At 46.2% G+C, this 21,321-nt stretch carries 22 protein-coding genes and 2 pseudogenes; 4 read left to right on the forward strand and 20 right to left on the reverse strand.

Annotation, left to right across the window (positions count from 1 at the left end; genetic code table 11):
- Positions 1–5 precede the first annotated feature (5 nt).
- From BLR65_RS10800 to pdxR, 5 genes and pseudogenes are all read right to left on the reverse strand, one after another.
- On the reverse strand, positions 6–755 hold the full coding sequence (locus tag BLR65_RS10800; RefSeq protein ID WP_093794201.1) for an MIP/aquaporin family protein: 750 nt from the start codon (positions 753–755) through the stop codon (positions 6–8).
- A 65-nt stretch (positions 756–820) separates the two neighbouring features.
- The gene (gene glpK / locus BLR65_RS10805) at positions 821–2,323 is read right to left on the reverse strand and encodes a glycerol kinase GlpK (protein WP_211285063.1); all 1,503 of its coding nucleotides are present in this window, start codon (positions 2,321–2,323) and stop codon (positions 821–823) included.
- Between the two features lie 199 nt (positions 2,324–2,522).
- Positions 2,523–3,851: a RuBisCO large subunit C-terminal-like domain-containing protein gene (locus BLR65_RS10810; protein ID WP_093794202.1), complete on the reverse strand. Its 1,329-nt coding sequence runs from the start codon at positions 3,849–3,851 to the stop codon at positions 2,523–2,525.
- A gap of 126 nt (positions 3,852–3,977) precedes the next feature.
- Positions 3,978–5,588 carry an anaerobic glycerol-3-phosphate dehydrogenase subunit GlpA gene (gene glpA / locus BLR65_RS10815; RefSeq protein ID WP_093794203.1) on the reverse strand — a complete coding sequence of 537 codons (1,611 nt, stop codon included), beginning with the start codon at positions 5,586–5,588 and terminating at the stop codon, positions 3,978–3,980.
- Positions 5,589–5,861: 273 nt separating this feature from the next.
- Positions 5,862–7,172 (reverse strand): annotated as a pseudogene (pdxR, locus tag BLR65_RS10820) (MocR-like pyridoxine biosynthesis transcription factor PdxR); the annotation flags it as partial.
- Between the two features lie 41 nt (positions 7,173–7,213).
- Here pdxR and BLR65_RS10825 point away from each other — a divergent pair.
- The gene (locus BLR65_RS10825) at positions 7,214–7,789 is read left to right on the forward strand and encodes a DJ-1/PfpI family protein (RefSeq protein ID WP_245692704.1); all 576 of its coding nucleotides are present in this window, start codon (positions 7,214–7,216) and stop codon (positions 7,787–7,789) included.
- Positions 7,790–7,921: 132 nt separating this feature from the next.
- Here BLR65_RS10825 and BLR65_RS10830 read toward each other — a convergent pair whose 3' ends face one another.
- The 7 genes and pseudogenes from BLR65_RS10830 to BLR65_RS10850 form a co-directional block, all read right to left on the reverse strand.
- Positions 7,922–8,593, reverse strand: a complete 672-nt coding sequence (locus BLR65_RS10830) for a superoxide dismutase (RefSeq protein WP_245692698.1) — start codon at positions 8,591–8,593, stop codon at positions 7,922–7,924.
- Positions 8,594–8,723: 130 nt separating this feature from the next.
- A complete protein-coding gene (locus BLR65_RS10835; RefSeq protein ID WP_093794206.1) occupies positions 8,724–8,933 on the reverse strand; it encodes a 50S ribosomal protein L9 in 210 nt (69 codons plus the stop codon).
- 200 nt (positions 8,934–9,133) lie between these two features.
- Positions 9,134–9,325, reverse strand: coding sequence for a FeoA domain-containing protein (locus BLR65_RS31785; RefSeq protein WP_143122557.1), 192 nt, complete (start codon positions 9,323–9,325; stop codon positions 9,134–9,136).
- Positions 9,292–10,073: pseudogene (locus tag BLR65_RS31605) on the reverse strand (response regulator). Before BLR65_RS31605 ends, BLR65_RS31785 begins: the two are co-directional and overlap by 34 nt.
- Positions 10,048–10,815, reverse strand: coding sequence for an ATP-binding protein (locus BLR65_RS10845; RefSeq protein ID WP_093794207.1), 768 nt, complete (start codon positions 10,813–10,815; stop codon positions 10,048–10,050). The pseudogene BLR65_RS31605 and the gene BLR65_RS10845 overlap by 26 nt, the downstream one beginning before the upstream one ends.
- An 8-nt stretch (positions 10,816–10,823) precedes the next feature.
- Positions 10,824–10,973 (reverse strand): hypothetical protein, encoded by a 150-nt coding sequence (locus BLR65_RS29725; RefSeq protein WP_169716725.1) that lies wholly within the window; start codon positions 10,971–10,973, stop codon positions 10,824–10,826.
- On the reverse strand, positions 10,957–11,259 hold the full coding sequence (locus tag BLR65_RS10850) for a hypothetical protein (protein ID WP_093794208.1): 303 nt from the start codon (positions 11,257–11,259) through the stop codon (positions 10,957–10,959). The genes BLR65_RS29725 and BLR65_RS10850 overlap by 17 nt, the downstream gene beginning before the upstream one ends.
- A gap of 447 nt (positions 11,260–11,706) precedes the next feature.
- On the opposite strand from BLR65_RS10850, the gene BLR65_RS29730 reads away from it, so the two are divergent.
- Positions 11,707–11,877, forward strand: coding sequence for a hypothetical protein (locus tag BLR65_RS29730; protein ID WP_169716726.1), 171 nt, complete (start codon positions 11,707–11,709; stop codon positions 11,875–11,877).
- A gap of 109 nt (positions 11,878–11,986) precedes the next feature.
- Here BLR65_RS29730 and BLR65_RS29735 read toward each other — a convergent pair whose 3' ends face one another.
- The 3 genes from BLR65_RS29735 to BLR65_RS10860 all read right to left on the reverse strand — a co-directional run bounded on the left by BLR65_RS29735 (position 11,987) and on the right by BLR65_RS10860 (position 13,340).
- Complete coding sequence (locus BLR65_RS29735) at positions 11,987–12,136, reverse strand: hypothetical protein (RefSeq protein WP_169716727.1); 150 nt, start codon at positions 12,134–12,136, stop codon at positions 11,987–11,989.
- A gap of 397 nt (positions 12,137–12,533) precedes the next feature.
- Positions 12,534–12,737, reverse strand: a complete 204-nt coding sequence (locus tag BLR65_RS10855) for a hypothetical protein (RefSeq protein ID WP_093794209.1) — start codon at positions 12,735–12,737, stop codon at positions 12,534–12,536.
- 159 nt (positions 12,738–12,896) lie between these two features.
- Entirely contained in the window at positions 12,897–13,340 is a 444-nt protein-coding gene (locus BLR65_RS10860) for a hypothetical protein (RefSeq protein ID WP_093794210.1), read from the reverse strand.
- A gap of 208 nt (positions 13,341–13,548) precedes the next feature.
- On the opposite strand from BLR65_RS10860, the gene BLR65_RS10865 reads away from it, so the two are divergent.
- Positions 13,549–13,926, forward strand: coding sequence for a PH domain-containing protein (locus tag BLR65_RS10865; RefSeq protein WP_093794211.1), 378 nt, complete (start codon positions 13,549–13,551; stop codon positions 13,924–13,926).
- Here BLR65_RS10865 and BLR65_RS10870 read toward each other — a convergent pair.
- The 5 genes from BLR65_RS10870 to BLR65_RS10890 are packed head-to-tail and all read right to left on the reverse strand — an operon-like array spanning position 13,918 to position 20,513.
- On the reverse strand, positions 13,918–14,196 hold the full coding sequence (locus BLR65_RS10870; protein ID WP_093794212.1) for a hypothetical protein: 279 nt from the start codon (positions 14,194–14,196) through the stop codon (positions 13,918–13,920). The two genes, BLR65_RS10865 and BLR65_RS10870, sit on opposite strands and share 9 nt — an antisense overlap.
- Positions 14,197–14,226: 30 nt before the next feature.
- Positions 14,227–14,688, reverse strand: coding sequence for a hypothetical protein (locus BLR65_RS10875; RefSeq protein WP_093794213.1), 462 nt, complete (start codon positions 14,686–14,688; stop codon positions 14,227–14,229).
- 23 nt (positions 14,689–14,711) lie between these two features.
- A complete protein-coding gene (locus BLR65_RS10880) occupies positions 14,712–17,864 on the reverse strand; it encodes an efflux RND transporter permease subunit (RefSeq protein ID WP_093794214.1) in 3,153 nt (1,050 codons plus the stop codon).
- A gap of 11 nt (positions 17,865–17,875) precedes the next feature.
- The gene (locus BLR65_RS10885) at positions 17,876–19,159 is read right to left on the reverse strand and encodes an efflux RND transporter periplasmic adaptor subunit (protein WP_093794215.1); all 1,284 of its coding nucleotides are present in this window, start codon (positions 19,157–19,159) and stop codon (positions 17,876–17,878) included.
- Positions 19,160–19,187: 28 nt separating this feature from the next.
- Complete coding sequence (locus BLR65_RS10890) at positions 19,188–20,513, reverse strand: TolC family protein (protein WP_093794216.1); 1,326 nt, start codon at positions 20,511–20,513, stop codon at positions 19,188–19,190.
- Positions 20,514–20,793: 280 nt separating this feature from the next.
- Here BLR65_RS10890 and BLR65_RS10895 point away from each other — a divergent pair, with 280 nt between their 5' ends.
- Positions 20,794–21,129 carry a cupin domain-containing protein gene (locus BLR65_RS10895; RefSeq protein ID WP_245692699.1) on the forward strand — a complete coding sequence of 112 codons (336 nt, stop codon included), beginning with the start codon at positions 20,794–20,796 and terminating at the stop codon, positions 21,127–21,129.
- Positions 21,130–21,321 lie beyond the last annotated feature (192 nt).

Raw genomic sequence — 21,321 nt, forward strand, 5'->3', positions numbered from 1 at the left:
CACCGCTATAAAATTCCGATCGTCTTGCCAATGACAACGGATAATACTGCACCGGCAAACGGACCCGCAACCGGAATCCATGAGTACCCCCAGTCTGAATCACCTTTGCCGGCAATAGGCAAAATTGCATGAGCAATGCGCGGTCCAAGATCCCGGGCCGGGTTGAGTGCGTACCCCGTAGGGCCACCAAAACTAAGACCCAATGCCCAAATTAGAATACCAACCATATACGGGCCAAAACCAACGGCAAATTTAGTGCCACCATCGCTGACTTCTTTGGAAAAAATCACAAAGATCATGAGTAACAAAAAAGCAGTAGCCAACGCTTCACAAATTAGGTTCGCCGCAGTATTGCGAACAGCCGGGATAGTGCAAAAGCATCCCAGTTTGCTGGCTTTATCTTCAGTGAGTTCCCAATGCGGAAGAAATATCAGCCATGCGATAACAGCACCGGCAAAACCACCGGCCACTTCGGCCAACATAGTCATAACGGCATGTCCGGGAGTATAAACGCCTACCATCATTTTGGCCAATGTAACAGCCGGATTTAAATCGGCTTGAGGAGCACCGGTGGCAATGGCACTAAATACCCCTAGCAGCACAGCAAACCCCCAAGCGGCCGTGACCGCGATCCAGGCACCGCCACCACCGCCGCCGGCTGCCTTTGAACGTGTCAGGGTCAAATTTGCACATGCGCCAACACCAAAACTTAACAGGACTAAGGTTCCAAAAAATTCACCTAATAAGTTTGTCATAAGCAAATGCTCCTTTATTTAAAATATTCCGTAAATTATGAATAAATTTGTATATAGTTCATCAATTAAACTTTAACTTTTTTAGCCCAGCCTCTGCAAAGTTGCACGGCCTCCTGCCAGCCCTGATAAAGATTGTCACGGCGTTCAGACGGCATTTCCGGCGTAAAGGTTCGGTCAATTGCCCATTGAGAAGCAATGTCATTCATACTCTGCCACAATCCGCTGCCTAATCCAGCCAGATAGGCTGCACCCAGAGCTGTCATTTCGGTAATTTGGGGTCTAATAACCGGTATGCCCAAAATATCGGACTGGAACTGGCAAAGCAAGCTATTTTTTACAGCCCCGCCATCCACCCGCAGTTCAGACACTTCAATAGTTCCATCTTTTATGACAGCATTAATAATATCTTTAGTCTGATAGGCTAAAGCCTCCAGGCCAGCACGAATTAAGTGGTTCCTGCTAGTCCCACGGGTAATACCGATGATCATTCCCCGCGCATACATATCCCAATAGGGCGCGCACAGGCCTACAAATGCCGGCACAAGGTAAACGCCGCCGGTGTCCGGGACCATAAAACCGTACCATTCCGTATCAGCCGCTGTATAGATAATTTTTGCTTCATCCCGCAGCCACTGAATGGTAGCGCCGGAGATAAAAATAACTCCCTCCAAAGCATAACTTACTTTGCCATTAATACCCCAGGCAATCGTTGTCGTCAATCCTTCTTTAAATAGCGGCTTATCGCCGGTATTCATGACATATACCCCGGCTGTGCCAAAAGTGTTTTTAGCCATACCGGGTTTAAAGCAAGCCTGCCCAAAAAGCGCTGCTTGCTGGTCGCCGGCATCCCCTCTAATCGGTATCTCAGCCCCAAATAAGGAGGCGCCAGCTACCCCAAAGTCACCGTTTGAATCAATTACTTGGGGAAGGATAGCCATCGGGATGTCCATTTTCCGGCATAGTTCCTCATCCCACTCCATTTTCATAATATTAAAGAGCATAGTCCGGGAGGCATTAGAGTAATCGGTCTTATGGCTTTTGCCGCCTGTCAAATTCCAGATTAGCCAGGTATCAATGGTTCCAAATAACAGTTCTCCCTGCTCGGCCCGTTGCCGTGCCCCGGGTATCCTATCTAGAATCCAAGGAATCTTTGACGCTGAGAAATAAGCATCAATGACTAAGCCTGTTCTTTCTCTGATCTCTTCCGACAAGCCGTCTCCCACCCACTTTTCAATAATTTCCGCTGTTTGGCGTGACTGCCAGCAAATTGCGTTATAAATGGGTTTTCCGGTGACTCTATCCCAGATAACCGAAGTTTCTCTTTGATTTGTTACACCAATCGCGCGTATTTCTCCAGGAGATATCTTAGCTTTGCTAATAGCCCTGCGAGCTACCTCAATCTGAGCCTCGAGTATCTCTTCCGCATCATGCTCGACCCAACCCGGAGTAGGAAAAATTTGTGTAAATTCCCGCGAACAATCACTGATAACATAGCCGCTTTTATCGAAGATAATTGCTCTCACACCGGTAGTGCCTTCATCAAGTGCCATAATATACTGTTTTTCCACACGTATTCCCTCCACTCTATTCTCTTTGGAATTTTGTAGGCAACAGATTTAATTATATAAGCGAAAAGCTTATACTCTATTAACTAATACGGTTTGAGCCATGTATGCTTACAGCAAAGCATACATGGCTGCCAACCGATAGTTAAATGCTCTCTAGTGTTGGGTTTATTTCCATTTTTTAAATACACGGATTGTTTAATTATGCTTCAATATCGTACAGCTTGTTATAATCGTCTACACCGTAGATACCCCAGGTTTTGATTGCCGCAGCCAATTCAGGCTGATTCTTAGCCGCTTCAGCAATATCAATGCCTTTCATCACAGCGTCAATAGCCTGGCGGAAGGCAATTGCTCCAGCTTTCGGTCCCAGAGGATGCCCGTGGATACCGGCGCCGACCCCAATAACAATGTCGCTGCCGAGATTATCCATCAAGTAAGGTACCATTCCCGGCGTTACCCCGCCACCGATATGGGTAAAGGTTTGCTTGATATGATACATTTTAGAATAGCCGATATGCCAGGTACGTACGAATTTTTCCTTAAGGGCATTAAACTTAGCCGATGGAGCCACATTGAGGGACATATCACCGCCGCAGATTCTGATTAGCTTCTGCGCCACTTCGGTACTCATCCCCTGATAAGGCGACACTGTCTGGGCTCCGCCGTAACAAGTATGAACACAAATAGGAACGCTAATATTCGGGTCTTCCGCCAACATCCGTAACCCGGAGTATCCTACGCCAAATACATTTACCATGATGGCATTGGCACCGGCTTCGATGGCCCGGTAAGCATTATCACGAAGACGTACTACCTCATCCGTAACATTCACTGTAAATAAAGTCATTTCCCCCTTTTCCGCGTCGGCTCGCTTCGCAGCTGCCATATAAGCCTTAACCCGTTCTACCAGTGGTGAAAAAGCCGGACTGCCGGCGATCAGTTCATCATCTTTGATCCAGTCGGTGCCACCAACGGCGGCATGGTAGAAAAGTTCGGCTCCTTCCTCCGGCGTAATACCGGTACAAGGTTTGATCATGTTATTGACAATGGGGCGTTCGGGAATATTCATTAATTTTCGCAAACCGGAAATACCGAACTTCGGACCTTTAAATTGCTTCAAAAAACTTTCCGGGAATTCTAAGTCTACTAGTTTAAGATTGGGCATAGACGATATGTTACCAATGACTGTAGACAGCATTAACGGAATATTATCATAAAAATTGACCCAGGGGTAAGCACATCGTAAAATGAAATACCGTGTCTGATCTTTAGGCATCTGGGCAATCAATTCATAGTTGGGAACGCTGTATATGCCGATTATTTTTGCAGCACTTCTGGCTCTGACAGCCTCGGTTTCCCCTGGTACGGCAAACCAGGAACCGGAGGACTGTTCAATAGCCAAAGCTGCCGATTTTGTAACTAAATCGGCCTGGGCACCGCCTCCTACCAAATAAGTAGCAACTACATAATCCTTATTGTCAATACCCTCACTTAAAGGAAACAAACTAGGATTGTACAATTCTTTCATTTTCTCAACAACTCCTTTTTACTAGTAAGTCATGACGCTTTACTCATTTGCTAACCCGACCACCGCTCACCACCTTGCAAAAGTATTTTATAATTAGAAAGCAAAGCTATATTGCCTTGTCTCCTCTTACCGAGTGCCATTCAGAGCTGCGTCATATAAATGATGGCTAAGAGCCAATTGTTGGTTTTGTTTGCCATACGGCACCTTTTCCTGCCCCTTCCACCGAACTTTAAGAAACTTCTCTAATTCTGCTTTGGCCTGTTCTCCTTGCCAAAAACCTTTTTCATAGGCGGTAATCATGGCCTTATAACCACAAAAATTTCCCTGGCAGGTTCCAAGTCCCATCCTTGTACGCCGTGCTAAATCACTGATTGTGCGGACAGGTATCGTAATTACACCTTCTAAAACCAATTCCAGCTCCGCTCTGGTTACAAACTCACACTCGCATATAATCTCTGCCTGGAGCGGATCACTTTTAATTCGGTTCAGCATTAAGGGAAAATCGCTGCCTAAACGATGCCTTGCTTTTTCCAGAGCCGGCAAGGGAAGAAAATTTTGTCCTTCTATTAAACTACAAACTGCCATGATTGGTTTTAACGGTAATTTATCAGTAGTACATTCCTTATTAACACTCAACTTACGGCAAATTAAATCCGTTGTTACCTCCGCCATTAATCGATAAATACTTAATTTTCCCCCAAGAATAGAGACAAAGCCGTCTATTCCGTCTTCAAGCCGATGATCCAGCAGCACATAATTACGGCTAATTTCCCTGCCGCCCTCCGTACCAGTTGTCTTAGCACTATATAATGGACGAACACCGGAAAAAGCTCTAATAATTCTTGCCTGGCTTACGCCCGGAAACGTTATTGCTGCCAATCCCAGCATATAGTCGATTTCACCAGGACTAATATCAAGAATTTCAGGATGGGCGACATTTATCGAGGTAGTTCCTAATATGGAAACCGGTCCGCCTGGTACAATCAGATCACAATCTCCCGGTACCTTCAGCCTGCTTACTACCCCGCGAGTAAGCCGTTGATTAAAAATCACCAAGCTACCGCGGTTACAAATCAGATTTACTCCGATTCCTAATTGCGCCGCCACGATAGCCGCCCACGGACCTGCTGCATTAACCACAACATCACAAGTTATATAGCCATTTTCACCGGTAAGCATGTCTACGTAATGCACTCCTGTTACTTTCCGGTTCTTAATTTCAACTTGGGTCACCTGGGTATAAGTTTTAACCACTGCTCCCAAACGCACAGCATCCTGGGCATTTGCTGCCGTAAGCTGAAACACATCAATATAAGCGTCAGGAACGGTATACGCCCGGAGTATTTTGTGAGTAACGTTAGGCTCACGCTCCAGCACTTCCCGGGGCGATAACTCTTCAGTGGCAATCCCTGCTTGTCTACAACCGCTGACAAACTTTTTAACATACTCCGCATCGTCACCCTGCAAGTAAACAAACATCCCGCCGTTGTCTTCAATACAATTAGCGGCAATCTTTTTCAGAACTGCATTCTCGCCAATACACTCTTTGGCCGCCTCAATATCTTTAACTGCGTACCGTGCCCCGCTATGCAGCAATCCATGGCATCTACCGGTTGTACCGTATGCCAAATCCTCTTTTTCAAACAAAACAGCCGGAATGCCCCGTAATGATAAATCCCGCAAAATACCTGTTCCGGTACAGCCGCCGCCAATTACCACCACTTGGGTTCTCTCCACTTTCTTCTTACCTCCTTAAACAAAAAAGATCCCTATAGAGACATAAGGAAAATTCCTTATGTCTCTATAGGGATCTTACATATCCTCTTGATCCCGTGTACATTTAGGGCAAATTTATTTAGATTAGATATCTAATAAATGCTTAAGGCCCAAATCTATCTTTTAATATTCAATTAAAAATAACAATTATTCACAATTTAATTATTGAACATTTTAATAATTTTGTCAATAGGAATTTTTTTATATTTTTTTTGTCCACATGATTATCCAGTTTTACCCAAACCAGGCTTTGCGCAACAACCGGACGCCCTGCTCAATTTCAGCTATATCCAGACTGCTATAGCCCAATAACACGGTCTTGCCATTATATAGCTGTTTTCTTTCCCAATGATCAGATAAGGGATAGACCCGAACCCCTAGTTTCGCTGCCCGTTGAATCAACTCTGGTTCAAAAAGGTCACTATCCACTGTAATCGTCACAAATAGGCCGGCATTTTTCCCGCCAATCTCAATGCGGCTGCCAAATTCTTTAGTCAGAGATTGCACTAAACAGTCATGCTTCTTTTTATATACCTGCAGTACCCGGCGCAAATGCCTATGCAGACATTCCTGCTGCACAAACCGTTCCAGTGTTCGTTGGAACAAATAGGGAACCGTGGTATTGTACTTTTGATATATCGTTTTATACCTTACCAACAGCAACGGCGGTAAAACCATAAACGCAATTCGAAGGGAAGGCAGCAGAGGTTTGGAGAAATTGCCCAGATAAACAACTTGGGCCTTGGGTTCAATTCCCTGAAGCGAGGGAACAGGTTTGACATTATACCGAAAATGGCAGGAATAATCATCCTCTATAATGACTCCTTGCTTTTTTATAGACCACTCCAGCAACTGCAGCCGCTTGGAAATGGACATAATCACTCCGGTAGGAAACTGGTGAGAAGGCGTGACATAGACCACTGTTGCCTCACTGCCTGCTAGCTCGCGAATATTAATGCCATCCTGTTCCACACTAATGGGAAGAACCTTGAATCCGGCATTCTTGAATACCAGTCTGGCCTTCCCATACCCCGGGTCCTCGAAGCCCACAGTAGGATTAGTTCCCCTAAGCAAATTAGCCAGCACCCCTAAACAGTATAACGTCCCGGCACCTACGACAACTTGTTCCGGATTGCATGTTACCCCCCGGTATTCTGCCGCATATCCGGCTATTTGTTCACGTAATCCGCTTTCCCCCTGATGGCCGCCATAAGAAACAAGCCCGTCCATCTCTTCCCCGTAGCACTCCATCATTACATTTTTCCAAATTTTAAACGGAGCGTAACGGTAATCAAGTTTTCCATAGCAAAAATTATACCGGTATTCATCCATTCCCTTATCCTGTATTTGTTCCTTTTCCTTTACATAAGCACTAGAAGCGTACTGCTGAATAAATGCCGGATTGATCCGCTCCACATAATATCCGCGGCGCGGCCTGCTAAACAAATAACCCTCGGCCAGCAATTGTTGATAGGCCTGTTCCACAGTATTGCGGCTAATTTGCAAACTATCGGCCAATTGCCGGCTAGATGGCAGTTTTTTATTCTCCTCCCATTCACAGAGTTTAGTAAGGAGTGATCATTTTGGTGAAAATCGGTGTATTGTTATTTCCGCAGGTCGAAGAATTAGATTTTGTCGGCCCCTTTGAAGTACTCAGCCATGTCAATAAAATTCGGCCGGACAGCACTAAGGTGCTGTTAGTGGCAGAGTCCGCCGAACCGGTACGGGCCTATAACGGTATGCAAATAATTCCTGATACCACTATTGCCAATTGCCCCGCGCTGGACATTGTAGTGGTTCCCGGCGGCAAAGGCCGGCTAACTGCCATGAAAAATGTCGTTATTCAAGAATTTATTCAAAAGCAAATACCTACGGCTAACTATATTACCTCGGTTTGCACCGGAGCATTTTTACTGGCCGAAGCCGGACTGTTAAAAGGCAAAAGAGCCACTACCTATCATGCTGCGTTTGCCGAATTGGCAGCTTATTCAGTACAAGTCCTTCCCCAAAAAATAGTGCATGACGGAAAAATCATAACGGCAGGCGGTGTAAGTTCCGGGATTGAGCTAGGCTTTTACTTGCTCAAGCAGCTATTCGGCTTAAAACTTGCACAAGAGGTAGCCCAGAGTATAGAATATCATGCTGATATAAGCACTCTTTAAACTTTTCGTGGAAAAAAATGACAAAAGGCCAGCCGCTTTATCCAAGTGCTGGCCATGCTTTTTCTATGACATCTTACGTCTTTTTAAGCTCCAAACGATTCGCAACTTGCCGCAACTCTGGCTATACCTCCATCAATCAACCTCATCAGCATAAAAAAGCGGCACTTTCCGGCGCATTGCTAATACCAGCCGTCTCTCCACCTCACTCCAGTTGATTAGTTTCACCCACTCTTTAACATATTGCTCGCGCTTTGACTGATAATCAAGGTAATAGGCGTGTTCCCACACATCAATAACCAGTATAGGTATGACTCCCCACTGAGTAAGATTCTGATGCTTTTCCGCCATTAGGATTTCCAAGCGGCTCCAGGCAGGATTCCAGGCAACGATTGCCCAGCCGGATCCCTCCACTTTGGTTGCGGCCGCAATGAATTGTTCCATAAACGCATCAAAGCGCCCAAAATATTGGGTAACTTTCTGTACGGTGCAGCGCATCGGTTCACTGCCATAGCATTCCGGAGCCATAACCGTCCAATAGATGCTATGCAGAATATGCCCTGAACCATTGAACGCCAATTCATTTTCCCAATACTTCACCAGGGAAAAGTCATTACATCGTCTTGCCTCAACCATAGCTAATTCTGCTTTATTTAAACCTTCCACATAAGCTTTATGGTGTATATCATGATGAATACGTACGGTATCAGCGCTGATAACCGGTTCAAGGGCTGAATACGGATACGGCAAGGGCGGCAATTTGTGTTTTCCCGCCGGAACAAAATTCGTCATTCCCGGATTATACAAGATTTCACCTCCCGAATATAGACTTACTATATTCTATTCCGCACCAAAACTTTATGTAACTCATATAATGCAAATGGACCGTCATAATGGCGGTCCATTTGCATTACTCAAAACACGTAAACTGGCCCTGTTAAACCTTGCTTACCCCTCCTTGGCGTTCTGCGATTAAGTCTTCCAGCCGCTCTTTTTGACGCATAAGCTCGTCTAACGGAATCTCACCGACACCTTGAACAGCAGGCATGGACACACTTGGCAACATACCGCGCATTGACTGTTCAGACATCATTTTATAGCCAAAAGCACCTGCGAGAGTACCGACGCCGCCTTCCGGGTAAGGCATGTACCAGTGAGAAACCCTCTCCCGCCAAAAGCCGATAGAGCTTACCCCCGGCGGAAATGCCCAAGGTCAATCCTGTAAGGTATGTCATTTCTATCACCTTCTATATTGTTGAATTACTAATTGTTCTAACTCGCGTAAAAAAGGAGTCCGCAGGACATCAGCGGGGCAATAGCAGATAAGCAGCGAACCCGTAACAGAATTCATACTAAACTGTGTGATCTCCGATTTTTTCTTGTTGGCCTATGAAAGCCCTCTCTTTCCCGGCCTTGTTCCACCTTAACGGTGTAGGCCATTTGTTTGCTTAACATAATATATCTTCCTTTCAATTTAACAATGATTGATTCACAAGTACGGCTGATTACGCAGACCGGAGTCCCCGGTGTAAACCCCAGATTATACTGTACTTTTTAATAAGTTCAAACTCGACCGCTTGCAAACCACCCAAATTGCGAAAATACGTTGTATAGTCCCGTGTATGACAAACAATCCGCATGATACCTCCGCAAGCAGTAAAATCCTTAACAACGGCCTCATAATCAAGCGCCGTCTTAGGGTTAAGCACATTTCCACATGTAAAATCGATGATGATTTCCGTGTCTTTTCCTAATTTTATATTTTTCATGGCCTTAACCATATCGTCATAATCAGCGTCAGAAAACTCGCGTAATGGCGTAATTCTTACTCCCTCCTCCTGGCTTTCAAGAGAAAATGCCATTTGGGCGGTAAGTGGTTTTGCCGCACGAGCTGCAATCTGTGCAGGCGGAAATTCACTATGTCTGCCTGTTCCTAATAAATCGTTAACAATCAACAATAGCTTATCTTCTGTAAACGGCTTTAGAATATAGCCTTTTGCGCCATGCTGTAAAGCATCAAATACTTTATGTTTCTGGCCGAGAGCACTTACCATAACAACCCGTGCCTTGGAATCAAAAGCGATAATCTGCCTAAGAGCATCAATACCGTCCACCCGGGCATAGTTATATCCATGGTAACCAGGTCCGGTCGGTGCGTTTTATAAGCGATAACCGCCTGTTTGCCATTAGCCGCTTCCTCCACTATCACATGTCCGGCCTTTACTAAAAAAGTTCCAATCGTTTTACGCATCATTAATGCGTCATCCACAACAAGCACACGTGCCATTTTCCTCTGTAACCCCCTTTATACTCAGCCTGCAGCCAGTCTTCATGACCGGCAAAATAAAGGTAAACTTAGTTCCCTTGCCCACTGTCGACATAATTTCCAGATGCCCGCCAAGCTTATCGAGTTCTTGTTTAACGGCCGCCAGCCCAACTCCCCTGCCGGATAGCTCATTAGCATTATCCGCGCTGGAAAATCCATCGGCTAAAATCAGCCGAATTGCTTCTTCCTCCGCTAAGCCATAAGCAGCATGCTCACTGCATATTCCTCTGGCTATGGCCACGCGGCGGATCAACTTATCGTCGATCCCTCTTCCATCATCCGCAATCGTAATTACCAGATTGGCACCTTGTTCCTTGATGTGACAGGTAATCCGCCCTTGCGGCTGCTTGCCCGCCTCCAGGCGTTCATCCGGTGTTTCCACCCCATGCGCAACCGCATTGCGGAAAACATGGACAAGCGCTTGGGCAAAATCATGGTAGTGTACAGGATCTACCAATGCTTCTGGACCGGTAATGCGTAGCGGAGCAATCTCTTTTCCTTGATTTACCGCTAAATCAGCTATATACTCAGGCAGCATGTCAATTAAATCACGAAAAGGCTTGTATCGCAAACGCCGCAATTCTTCAATAAGCGGTTCGGCTTGACAGGGAGCGAGCAGGCAGCGGATCTTTTCTTCCAATTCATATAGTTTGCTGCTTTCCAAAACGATTGTCTCAGCCTGAAGAAGGAATTGATTACCCAAAACTTTTCTTAATTGCTTACTTCCTGTTCCAGCCAACCGGCTAACCTTGTCGCCGGATAATCTTTAAAGAGTACTTGTACAGCATCCTGGGCATCAACCTCCCCGGCTTCATCCCGTAAACTTCCGAGAGCAGATTCTAATTCATGCAGCTTCGCCACAACACGCTGCATCCCGATCTGGGCGAAAGTTCCCTTCCAGGTATGAACTACCGTCTTTTACACTCTGGCAAAACTCTTTCATTTTCTGTATCCGGTTAGAAAAAAGCCACTGCCTGATAAGGCCGGGACTAATTAACCCGGCAAGACTTGTCACCATCACCCCTATTGCCATGGTACTGTGAAATTCCCGGCTTAACCCCAGGGGTGTTTGCCTGGCCGCAATAAACATAACCACTATAGGCAGCATACCAAACATCAGTAAAACAACAAGTAATCTATACTTCATAGTCACTATTACTTTTTCCCCACCTCACCATTATACGAACTGCCTATTGCTATACAAACTCAGATCACTGCTGATTGCAATCGATATTGATAATCATTATCATTATTTATATTTATATTATTGCAGATACGTATAGTCTTGTCAAGAAGTTTTTCCCATGTATTGCCTCTCTGCAATTGCCTAAACTAAAAAAGTATATTGCTTTTATAAAATAAGAATATACTTTCCTCAGAAAAAAGCACTACAACCATTCTTTTTATTCCGGTGTAAACAGTAATAGCGCTTATTATATGGCTTTTCACAAAATTGGTTAAACGTGTAATATTTATAATTTAACTAATTGTATATGTTACTAGAATACTCTTTTAAATTGACAATTTTTGTTAATTGTCGTAGATTTATAGTAAGGTAAATCCTTACGGATAGATTTTGAAGGAGATGATTGTAATGGCCAATACGTATTGCCATGAGGCGCATTGTAATCTCGTAAATAGAAAAAAAAGAGATAACAGCAACTGGGTGGTTATCGGCAGCTATGTGGTATATGCGCTGATAGTTACAGCGGCAACTTGGTATTCAGTTGCCAATGGGATCAATATTGACCCCAACTTTTTGTGATAAAATAACATTACTTCCTATGAAAACAAATTGCTTGCACCTATCTTCCAGGTACCCAGAGACTCATGTCGCTGGGTACTTTTCTATTTTGTAATTAACAGGGCCAACGCTAATACCGCAAACTTTTGGACTGGGCTGACTTCGCCTCATTCGTTGCCCATGCTTCTAATTCTTTCAGAATATTGGGCAAGTCATTCAATAAAATCCGTAAATCTTCTTCCGTCAAATTGTCGTTTACATCATCAGGCTTATCGTCCACTAGAAACACCGCCTTTACAATTACATATTCACTTACCCTTACAATACTACGTTGCGCTTGGTGATTGGTTAAGCATCGGTAAACATTTCATTAAGTTGTTATGTCCTATCTTACCACCGATAAAAAAAATAGCCCAGCTGCCACTGGGTTGGAGAAGTATCCATGAAAAAACGAGATGATTATATTGTAAATAAGTATTTTTAGAATTTCTTTAGAAGTGGATAGAAAATGGAAATCGCCCGCCAAGCCAACCCGGCAGGCAGCAATCTGGTATTGAATTTCCCTGAAGATTTATTTTAACCTGTTGCCTTAAAGCGAAATCATCCAGGTCCCTGTCGCTGCCAAAAGCTATGGTATTTGTTATTAAAAGCTAATCGTTATCAATTGTTATCGTCTTTTACGAACCAATGCGTTCACTATTATGCCTTTTTTTCATGTAATTGCAGAGTAAATCAATTTCCTGCATGAGTTCTTTCTCTGTAATCCCCTGAGGTGACGGCCGTGACGCATCACAAAGTTCCCAAATGTGGTCGCAGATTTCTTCTTCGGTCATTTCTTCAAAACAGTAGACCCCCAGTTTCTCGAAGTATAACTTTGACATACTGAAGTATCCCCCTTACATTTGCTGTCTTAAGAATAATATGGAAATGTGACAAAACTATGACAAATGAAAAAGCCGGATCCCGAAGGATACGGCCATCACAGTACGTCAAATGCATGATTTATTTTAATAGGTTCCAGTCTAAAGTCATTTTCCAATCTACTTCGTCTGAGTTCCTAACTTATCGATCGTTTCCCGCATCTTCTTTTGATAATAACCGGTCAGCGCAAACATACTGGTATCTGTCAGGAAATCACGTTTAACCTTTTTTTCTTCTTTTCTGCTATTTTGTCCGCTCACAGACAGCTGCGTATTGACTGAAACCACATTGCCGCTGGACGCATTCGCTGAATCAGGCTTAGCAGCAGTATTTTTGCTCCCGTCTGCCGATTTTTTATCTTTTTGGTCATTTCCCTCATCAGGAGCTTCACCGATCAAGATCCTCATGTTTTTACCAATTACCACATAAGTATATACCCGACCGCCTTCCCGAACAGTGAGATACCTCCAACCGCTGGCATTATCATCTGTCTTTTCGGAAGATTGGCCTTGCTTTCCATAGGCTGTCTGGCCCGCGATTGCCGAAACCCCTTGCAAACTCATACAATCCCCACGCCTTCACTAAAATTTTATATTTCCAGTTTATTTATCGTTTTATTTAAAAAAATCTTAAGAGCAGTACTATAAGACTCCCGATGTGTAGAAATTCTGTCTCCCACATTACTTATTTTCACATTGAGTAGGAATCTCTGTCGATGAGGCAGAAGTATTTTAGTATGTGCCTGTAAATAAAAAGTGGAGGGTTGAGATAATGGGCCTTTTAGATGGTTTGCTGGGAAATGCGTCAGAAGTACAGAGCGAAGATATTCAACGTGAATACGCCAATATACTTGCCCCGTCAGAAACAATTGAAAAAGCGTATAAGCTGCTTCGCGATATGTTTATTTTTACAAGCAAGAGACTCATTCTGGTTGATAAACAGGGCTTAACCGGTAAAAAACTGGAATACCATTCCATTCCTTATAAGAGCATTACTCACTTTAGCATTGAAACTGCCGGACATTTTGATTTGGACGCAGAGTTAAAAATATGGATTACCGGGCAAGCAGCCCCTATTGAGAAGCAGTTTAATAAAAGCCTGAATATTTACGAATTGCAGAGTGTCCTGGCTCACTATGTGTTAGGCTAATTTCATTATGTTTTCAACTACTGTTATAGACGATAGCCAAAATACCAAAGTCTCACTACTGAGACTTTGGTATTTTTTCAGCTGCCGCATGGACTTCAAGAGAGAACATAGCTGACGTACAGCCGTCTCCTGTTCTTCGGCAATGGGGATCACGGTTCCGGACAAAATGTTGTCCAGCGACTCCACAAACTGCTTATAGCCGGAAACCGGAGCAGCCTCAGCCACTGACGCGCCGCTTAGCAGCGTACCTGTCAGCGCGGCAATATCCATCTGGTCATCGGCCGCCCCTCCTTGCCGCGCTCAATTATGACTCATGCTCTGCAGGTGCGTTGTCGTTTGCTTCATAATATCCTGCATGGCTTTTACCTTGCCTTCAAGAGCACTGGGGTCTGTTTTCCCTGAGTTCACACTATCCTTGATGTCAGCGGCAGCTTTGCGCAATTGCCCTTTTAAACTGTCGTCCATCATATGAGGCATAACCTTATCGGTGGTACTCACCAACTGTGCAGCGTTTCTTTGCGCATCCATCGTTTGGCCGGCCTTCACTTGTTTAACCATGTCTTGTAACGCTTTATCCATATCTTTCATCATTGGCATGGGGTCTTCCTTGGGCATATTCATCATACTCATATCATGACCCGAATTTTGTTGGGCTGCCGGCTGTTGTGTAGCTGCCGGCTTATCGTTAGAGCCGCACCCTGCAGCCAAAGACATCACTATGACAATCGCGAAAGCACCGATTGCTATTTTTTGTTTTTTCATAATGTAACAGCTCCTTTAGCTTACTATTTAATCTTGCGTTCGCGCCACCGATTCCAAACCAGATAGATGCAGGGCAGCACAATCAGGGTCAAAACGGTGGATGTAACCAAACCGCCAACGACGACGGTAGCCATAGGCCGTTGTACTTCGGCACCGGTGCCGGTGGCAAAAAGCAGCGGGAACAGGCCCAGACTGGCAACCAGCGCCGTAATCATAACCGGTCGCAAACGGGTATGCGCCCCTTCGACGATGGCTTCTTCCAAAGACCGGTGCTCTCGCAGGTGTTTGATATAGGTCACCATAATAACCCCATTCTGCACGGCAATCCCAAAGAGGGCAATGAAGCCAACAGCCGCCGCTACTGTCAGATAAGTGCCTGTCGCATACATGGCGACAATACCACCTACCAAAGAGAATGGAATATTCATCAGGATCAGAAACGCGTCACTGACGGAGTGAAAGCTCATATAAAGTAAAAAGAAGGTAAGAACGATGACTGCCGGTACCACGACTGCCAGCCGGTCTTTCGCTCGTTGCTGGTTTTCATACTGACCTGTCCATTTTAGCGAATAGCCGGGAGGCAAATCCACCTTTTCCTTAATGACCTTGTTGGCCTCATCAACGAAACTCACAACGTCCCGGCCCCGGGTATTCATCTGCACGCTCATCCGGTAAACCCCGTTTTCACTGCTGATCATCGACGGTCCGTCAACTATCTGGAACTGAGCAACTTCTCCCAGCGGCACGTAGGCTCCGGTCGCCGGTTTGGCCGTTATTGCGCCACCGCCGCCCATACCGCCCATACTGCCGCCGGCATTTGCCGCTGCTGGCGAGCCGCCGGTTACCGGTATGAGAATGTTCTGCATGGCCTCAATGGTCTCACGGTTTTCCCGGTTATAGCGGACCAGGACATCAAAGCGTTTGCGTCCCTCAATTGTGGTGGTGGCGGTTTTACCGCCGACCGCTAATTCAACCGCATCTTCCACATCGGCAATGTTAAGTCCATAGCGGGCCGCCTTATCGCGGTTAACCTCAATTTCCAGATACGGAGCGCCAAAAACCCGCTCGGCTAACAGATCGCTGACGCCCGGCACGGCTGCCAACGCTTTTTCAATATCAAAGGCCTTTTGCTGCAATACCTTGAGATCCTCACCATAAAGTTTGATACCCAATTCGGTGCGCACGCCGGTCGTCAGCATGGCTAACCGGCCGGCAATCGGCTGCGTAAAGGCTAAGTTGAGGCCGGGAATATTGGCAAGTCTCGTCATCATTTCCTGTTCAACAGCCTCTTTGGTCATCCCTGGCCGCCACTGGTCTTTTGGTTTTAGGGTGACAATGGTTTCAATCATGTTAATCGGTGCGGGGTCCATGGCTGACGTGGCCCGGCCTACTTTTCCTACCGACATGTCAACCTCCGGAATTTCCATGATGACTTTATCCATGGCCTTAGCCGCTTCCACCGCTTCTGTCAGCGACACACTGGGCAGCATGGTGGGCATTACCAAAAATGTCCCTTCATCCAAAGCCGGCATGAAGGTGGTACCGAGCAGCGGCAACAGCGAAAACCCGGCAATCATTACGATAACAGCGATAGCAATAGTTGTTTTATGGTATTTCATCACTGTTTTCAAAAGCGGCAGATACCAGCGGTGCATGTTGGCGACAATCCAGGTATCCTTTTCCTGAATTTTACCTTTTAAAAACAACGTGCATAATACCGGCACCAGGGTAAAAGCCAACAGCAGCGAGCCGCTCATGGCAAATGATTTGGCCCAGGCCATGGGGGTGTACAGCTTGCCTTCGGTTCCGGTCATGGTAAATACCGGCAGGAAGGTAACGATAATGATCGTAATGGAAAAGAAGATAGGCGCGGCAACTTCTTTAGCCGCTGCCAGTGTCACGTCGATAATTCCCCGCCGTCCACGGTCTTCGGCTAAGTGCCGGAAAATATTTTCTACCATAACAATGGCGGCATCGGTCATAACACCAATGCCGATCGCAATGCCGCCAAGCGACATCAGGTTGGCTGACAAGTGGATCTGTTTCATGGCGATGAGGGCAAGCAAAATGCCAATCGGAATAGCGCTGGTGACAATCAGGCTGGACCGGACGTTCCCCAAAAAGGCAATGACAATGATGGAAACTAAAATAAACTCTTCCAGCAAGGCCCTGGTAAGCGTGTTTACTGCCTTTTTCACCAGGTCGGTTTGATCGTAAAAAGGCACAATTTTCATGCCTTCCGGCAATGTCGGCTGAATCTCATTGATCTTGGCCTTGACCTGATCAATCACGTTCAGCGTGTTTTCCCCCATACGCTGAATGACAATTCCCCCGGCCGCCTCATAGCCAAATTTCGTCAGCACGCCCCGGCGAAAATCCGGACCAACGCTTACGTTGGCTACGTCTTTGATATAAATCGGCACGTTGTTGTTTTGGGTAATCACAATATTTTTTATATCGTCCACAGACTGGATTAGCCCCAGTCCACGGATAATAAATTCCTGGCCGTTCTGTTCGACAACTTTAGCGCCAATGTTGGCGTTGCTGCTGCCAAGCGCTCCGAAAACCTGGTTGAAGGTAACCCGGTAGCTTTGCAGGCGTTGCGGATCAAGATTGACCTGATACTGCAGCACATACCCGCCGATGCTGGCAACTTCGGCTACACCCGGCACCGCACTAAGCTGGGTTTTGACGGTAAAGTCCTCCACGGTGCGCAAATCAGCCAGATTATGCCGGTCACTTTCCAGTGTGTACATGAAAATCTGACCCATAGGCGTGCTGACCGGCCCCAGGGACGGCTCCACGCCACGCGGCAGACGGGGTATGGCCTGCTGCACTTTTTCATTGACAACCTGGCGGGCAAAATAAGGATCTACCCCGTCCTCGAAGATTACGGTAATAAGCGACATCCCAAAAGAGGAAGACGAACGTACTTCTTTAACCTTAGGCAGCCCCCGCAAAGCGGTCTCTAAGGGGTAGGTGACCTGGTCCTGAATTTCCTGCGGACCCCGGCCCATCCAATCGGCTGAAACAAGTACCTGGTTTTCACTAAGATCAGGAAACGCATCAATGGGTGTATCGCGTACGGTAAATACGCCCCAAACAATGACCAGCGCGGCGAATACCAGGATGATGACACGGTTTTTCAACGAAAATTCTATTAATCTGTTTAGCATCCCGTTCCCCCTTAATGACCGCTATGGCCGCTGTGTTCGCCGGCGGCAGCCGGTGCAGACGGAGCTTGGGCCGGGACTGCGGTACCATTATCGGCACTGCCTGAAGTCTGTGACGATGCATTGGTTCCTCCGCCACCGTGTCCGGCATGGCTGCCAAAACTGCCCAGCTTGGTTTGTGAATCTATGAGGAAAGTCGCAGCCGTAACTACGGTTTCTCCTGGTTGTAATCCGGACAGAATTTGGACATAGCCGTCGGCCTGCTGTCCGACAACCACCTCCCGCTTAACAAAGGTATCCTCGCTTTGGGCCACATAGACGATGGTATGGCTGCCGGTATCAAGGATACTGGATTCCGGTATAACCAGACTGTCTCCCAGGGGGATTTGTACATTGGCGTTGACAAACATGTTAGGTTTCAGCCTGCCACCGGGGTTAGGCATTTCAATCCGTACTTTGACTGTCCGGGTTGCGTCATCAAGCACGGGATTAATAAAAGTCACGTTCCCGGCAAAAGCCTGCCCCGGATAAGCATTGCTGGTCACTGCCACCGGCAATCCGGGCGTAATGGCAGCGATATCCTTTTCATAAATGTCGGCATACAGCCAAACAGTCGATAAGTCCGCAAGCGTGTACAATTTATCACCAGGCATAATGTAGGCTCCCGGCAACAGCTGCTTTTCCAGGACGGTGCCGCCGAACGGGGCATACACGGTCATATGGTCCCGGGGCTGCCGGGTATGCTCCAAGTGGGCGATATCTTCGTCCGCAACGTTTAACAGTTGCAATTTTCGCAAGGCTGCATCCCGTAGGCGGCTGTTAATTTGGACAATATCTCTACTGGCGTTTTTTAGTTTTTGTACATTTTCCAGTGTCAACAAATATTCTTCCTGCGCCGCGATATAAGTCGGACTGTATACGGAGGCAATAGCTTGTCCGGGGGCAATAAATTCTCCCTCGGCCGTCACGTACAGTTCATCGACCCGTCCTTCCACCCTGGAGGTAATATAAGTCCGCCCATTTTCATTCATGGCAATTTTGCCGGTAGTCTTGATCTCCTTGTCCAATGATTTATTTACGGCTTGGGCTGTTTGCACCCCTGCCAATTGCCTGGCCTTGGCGTCAAGTGTCACTACATCACCCATGGCCATAACCGGCCCGGACATCTGGTGTCCGGAATGATCGGCTGCCGCCGGCCTGGCATGCTGCGTCGTATAGTAATAACTGCCGCCGGCAATCAGGGCACCAATGGTCACACCCATGATCAGTTTCTTTTTAGCCTGAAGCTTTTCTAGCATGCTGTCCTCTCCTTTTCGGGCTTTCTCATCATGGCTGTACCCCACTGGTAAATAAGGGCTTGCCTACTGCTTTTTCCAGATTAACCGCCGCTTTTTCATAATCTACTTTCGCTTTATACAGTCCCAATTTGGCATTTCGCAGAGTATTGACCCCTTCCAGCACAGTCATAAAGTCCACCTTGCCATTGGTATAGCCGACAACGGCGGCCTGATAGGTTTGCTCGGTCTGAGGGATAATGGTATTCTTATAAAGATCAATCTGACGCCAGGAGGTTTGTGCTTCCGTAAGCGCCATTTGGACATCAAGCTCAGTCATGTTCTTCATATTCTGCAGGGCTGCCTGCGAAGCTTCAAGATTGGCCTGCGCTGCTTTTATTTCCGCTTTATTTTTTTTGTCCCAGATAGGCAGCATGGCCATGACTTCGATTTTCCAGGTCGGGTTCCGCTTGTCAAGCATTACCTGTCCCATGTCGTCATACTCTGCCATCAGCTCTCTGTTCCTTTTATACCCCAGCCGGACTTCAAAATCAGGCAGCTGCTGTTTTTTAGCCAATTCGATCCCGTTCTGAGCCATTGCTACCTGATACTGCATCCCCATAACGGACGGCTTGTCTTCCGTAGCGGTTTTGATAAGATCGGCCAAATCAAAATTGGGCGGCGGAGCAGTAAACTCTTCTTTAACCTCAAGTTCGGTATTGGTGCTGCGCCCCATTAGATTGTTAATTTTGGCTTTGGCCACAGCCTCCATGGAGGCCATATTTAAGAGATCAACCGTCATTTGCGAAAACTCCGTCTGCGCTTTCATCGTATCCTGTAGGGGCACCATGCCTGTTGCATAATTGACTTGCGCCAATTTCGCGAGCTGCCCCATAAGCTGCTGGCTCTCCTTACCAATTAACAGCGCCTGTTTGGTATAAAGATAATCGTAATAAGCCTGCTTAGTCTGGGCATAAACCTCTAGCTGTTTGTCGCTCCAACCGGCTTTGGTCATGTTGGCTTCACTCTCCGCCATTTTGCCCATAGCTTTACGCTTAGCCGTATTCATAAATTCCTGGCTGATACTAAATTCGGTCATTATGCCTCGACCCGGATTCAAACTCGTGGTAGGGATATCATCCTTCATCAGTCCGATTTTAAGATCAGGCTGCGCCGTAACGGCGGAAATACGGCTTGACTTCTCCTCCCACTTTTTTTCACTTTCGTTCACCGCTGGGTTATGGTTGATGGCATGATTCACAATTTCCTGCAGAGTCATGGGCTGCTCCTCTGCAAGCACAGGCTGTAAACTGGCTGCAAGCAATATGCTCCCTACAGCCAATGCCCTTATAATGCCGGCCCTGGGGATACTCTTCATTATTCAACCTCCTTGAATTTTCGGTTACCGCCCTGTGTTCTGGCGGGGCTGTATGTAGCCTGTAGGTCGCTCTCTGCCGGCTACCATCCCTGGCTATACTTTACCGGATGAATTTGAAGATGTTATGAAGAGATTGTGAAAATCTGATGAAATTGCCAAAATGTTTTAAGTAAAACGACGGCAACAGGTAATTTAAAAGTAAATTCCTCAGCCCATAAGAGGAATTTACTTATGGGTCACGAAAGAAAAGTATATATGGACTAATCAGGAGGCAGCAAACATGGATAAAATGATTGTAGAATGTCAGAACGTAAACTTTAAGCAAATCACCGATAAACAGTCACAGCGAGTGTTGAGTTACGGGGATACGATCATGTCGGTGGAAAATCGGTTTAAAAAAGGCGGCGTTGGCGCCGCCCATAAGCACCAAGATCACGAACAGATTTCATATATCGCCAAAGGCAGTTTTGAAATCACTCTGGGCTATGAAAAAAAAGTCCTCAAACAGGGAGATAGTTTTTACGCTGGTAAAAACATGCTGCACGGCGTAACGGCACTCGAAGATGACTCTGTAATTATTGACATCTTCACCCCTACCCGTCAGGACCTTATGTAATAATGGATTAATCAGGCAACCTAATAAAGAGGCTGTTGACTAAGTCAACAGCCTCTTTATTAGGTTAACGACCTGCCGTTTATCCTCTGCAGGACAAAGGTGCTATCCTATGCTATGTAAATAATTAACAGGAATGCTTCAGTCAGAGTGTGTAACAATAGATAGTAGGCGTTTTTAGGAGGTGATGGTAAA

Source organism: Sporomusa acidovorans, assembly GCF_900101845.1.
Lineage (GTDB): Bacteria > Bacillota > Negativicutes > Sporomusales > Sporomusaceae > Sporomusa > Sporomusa acidovorans.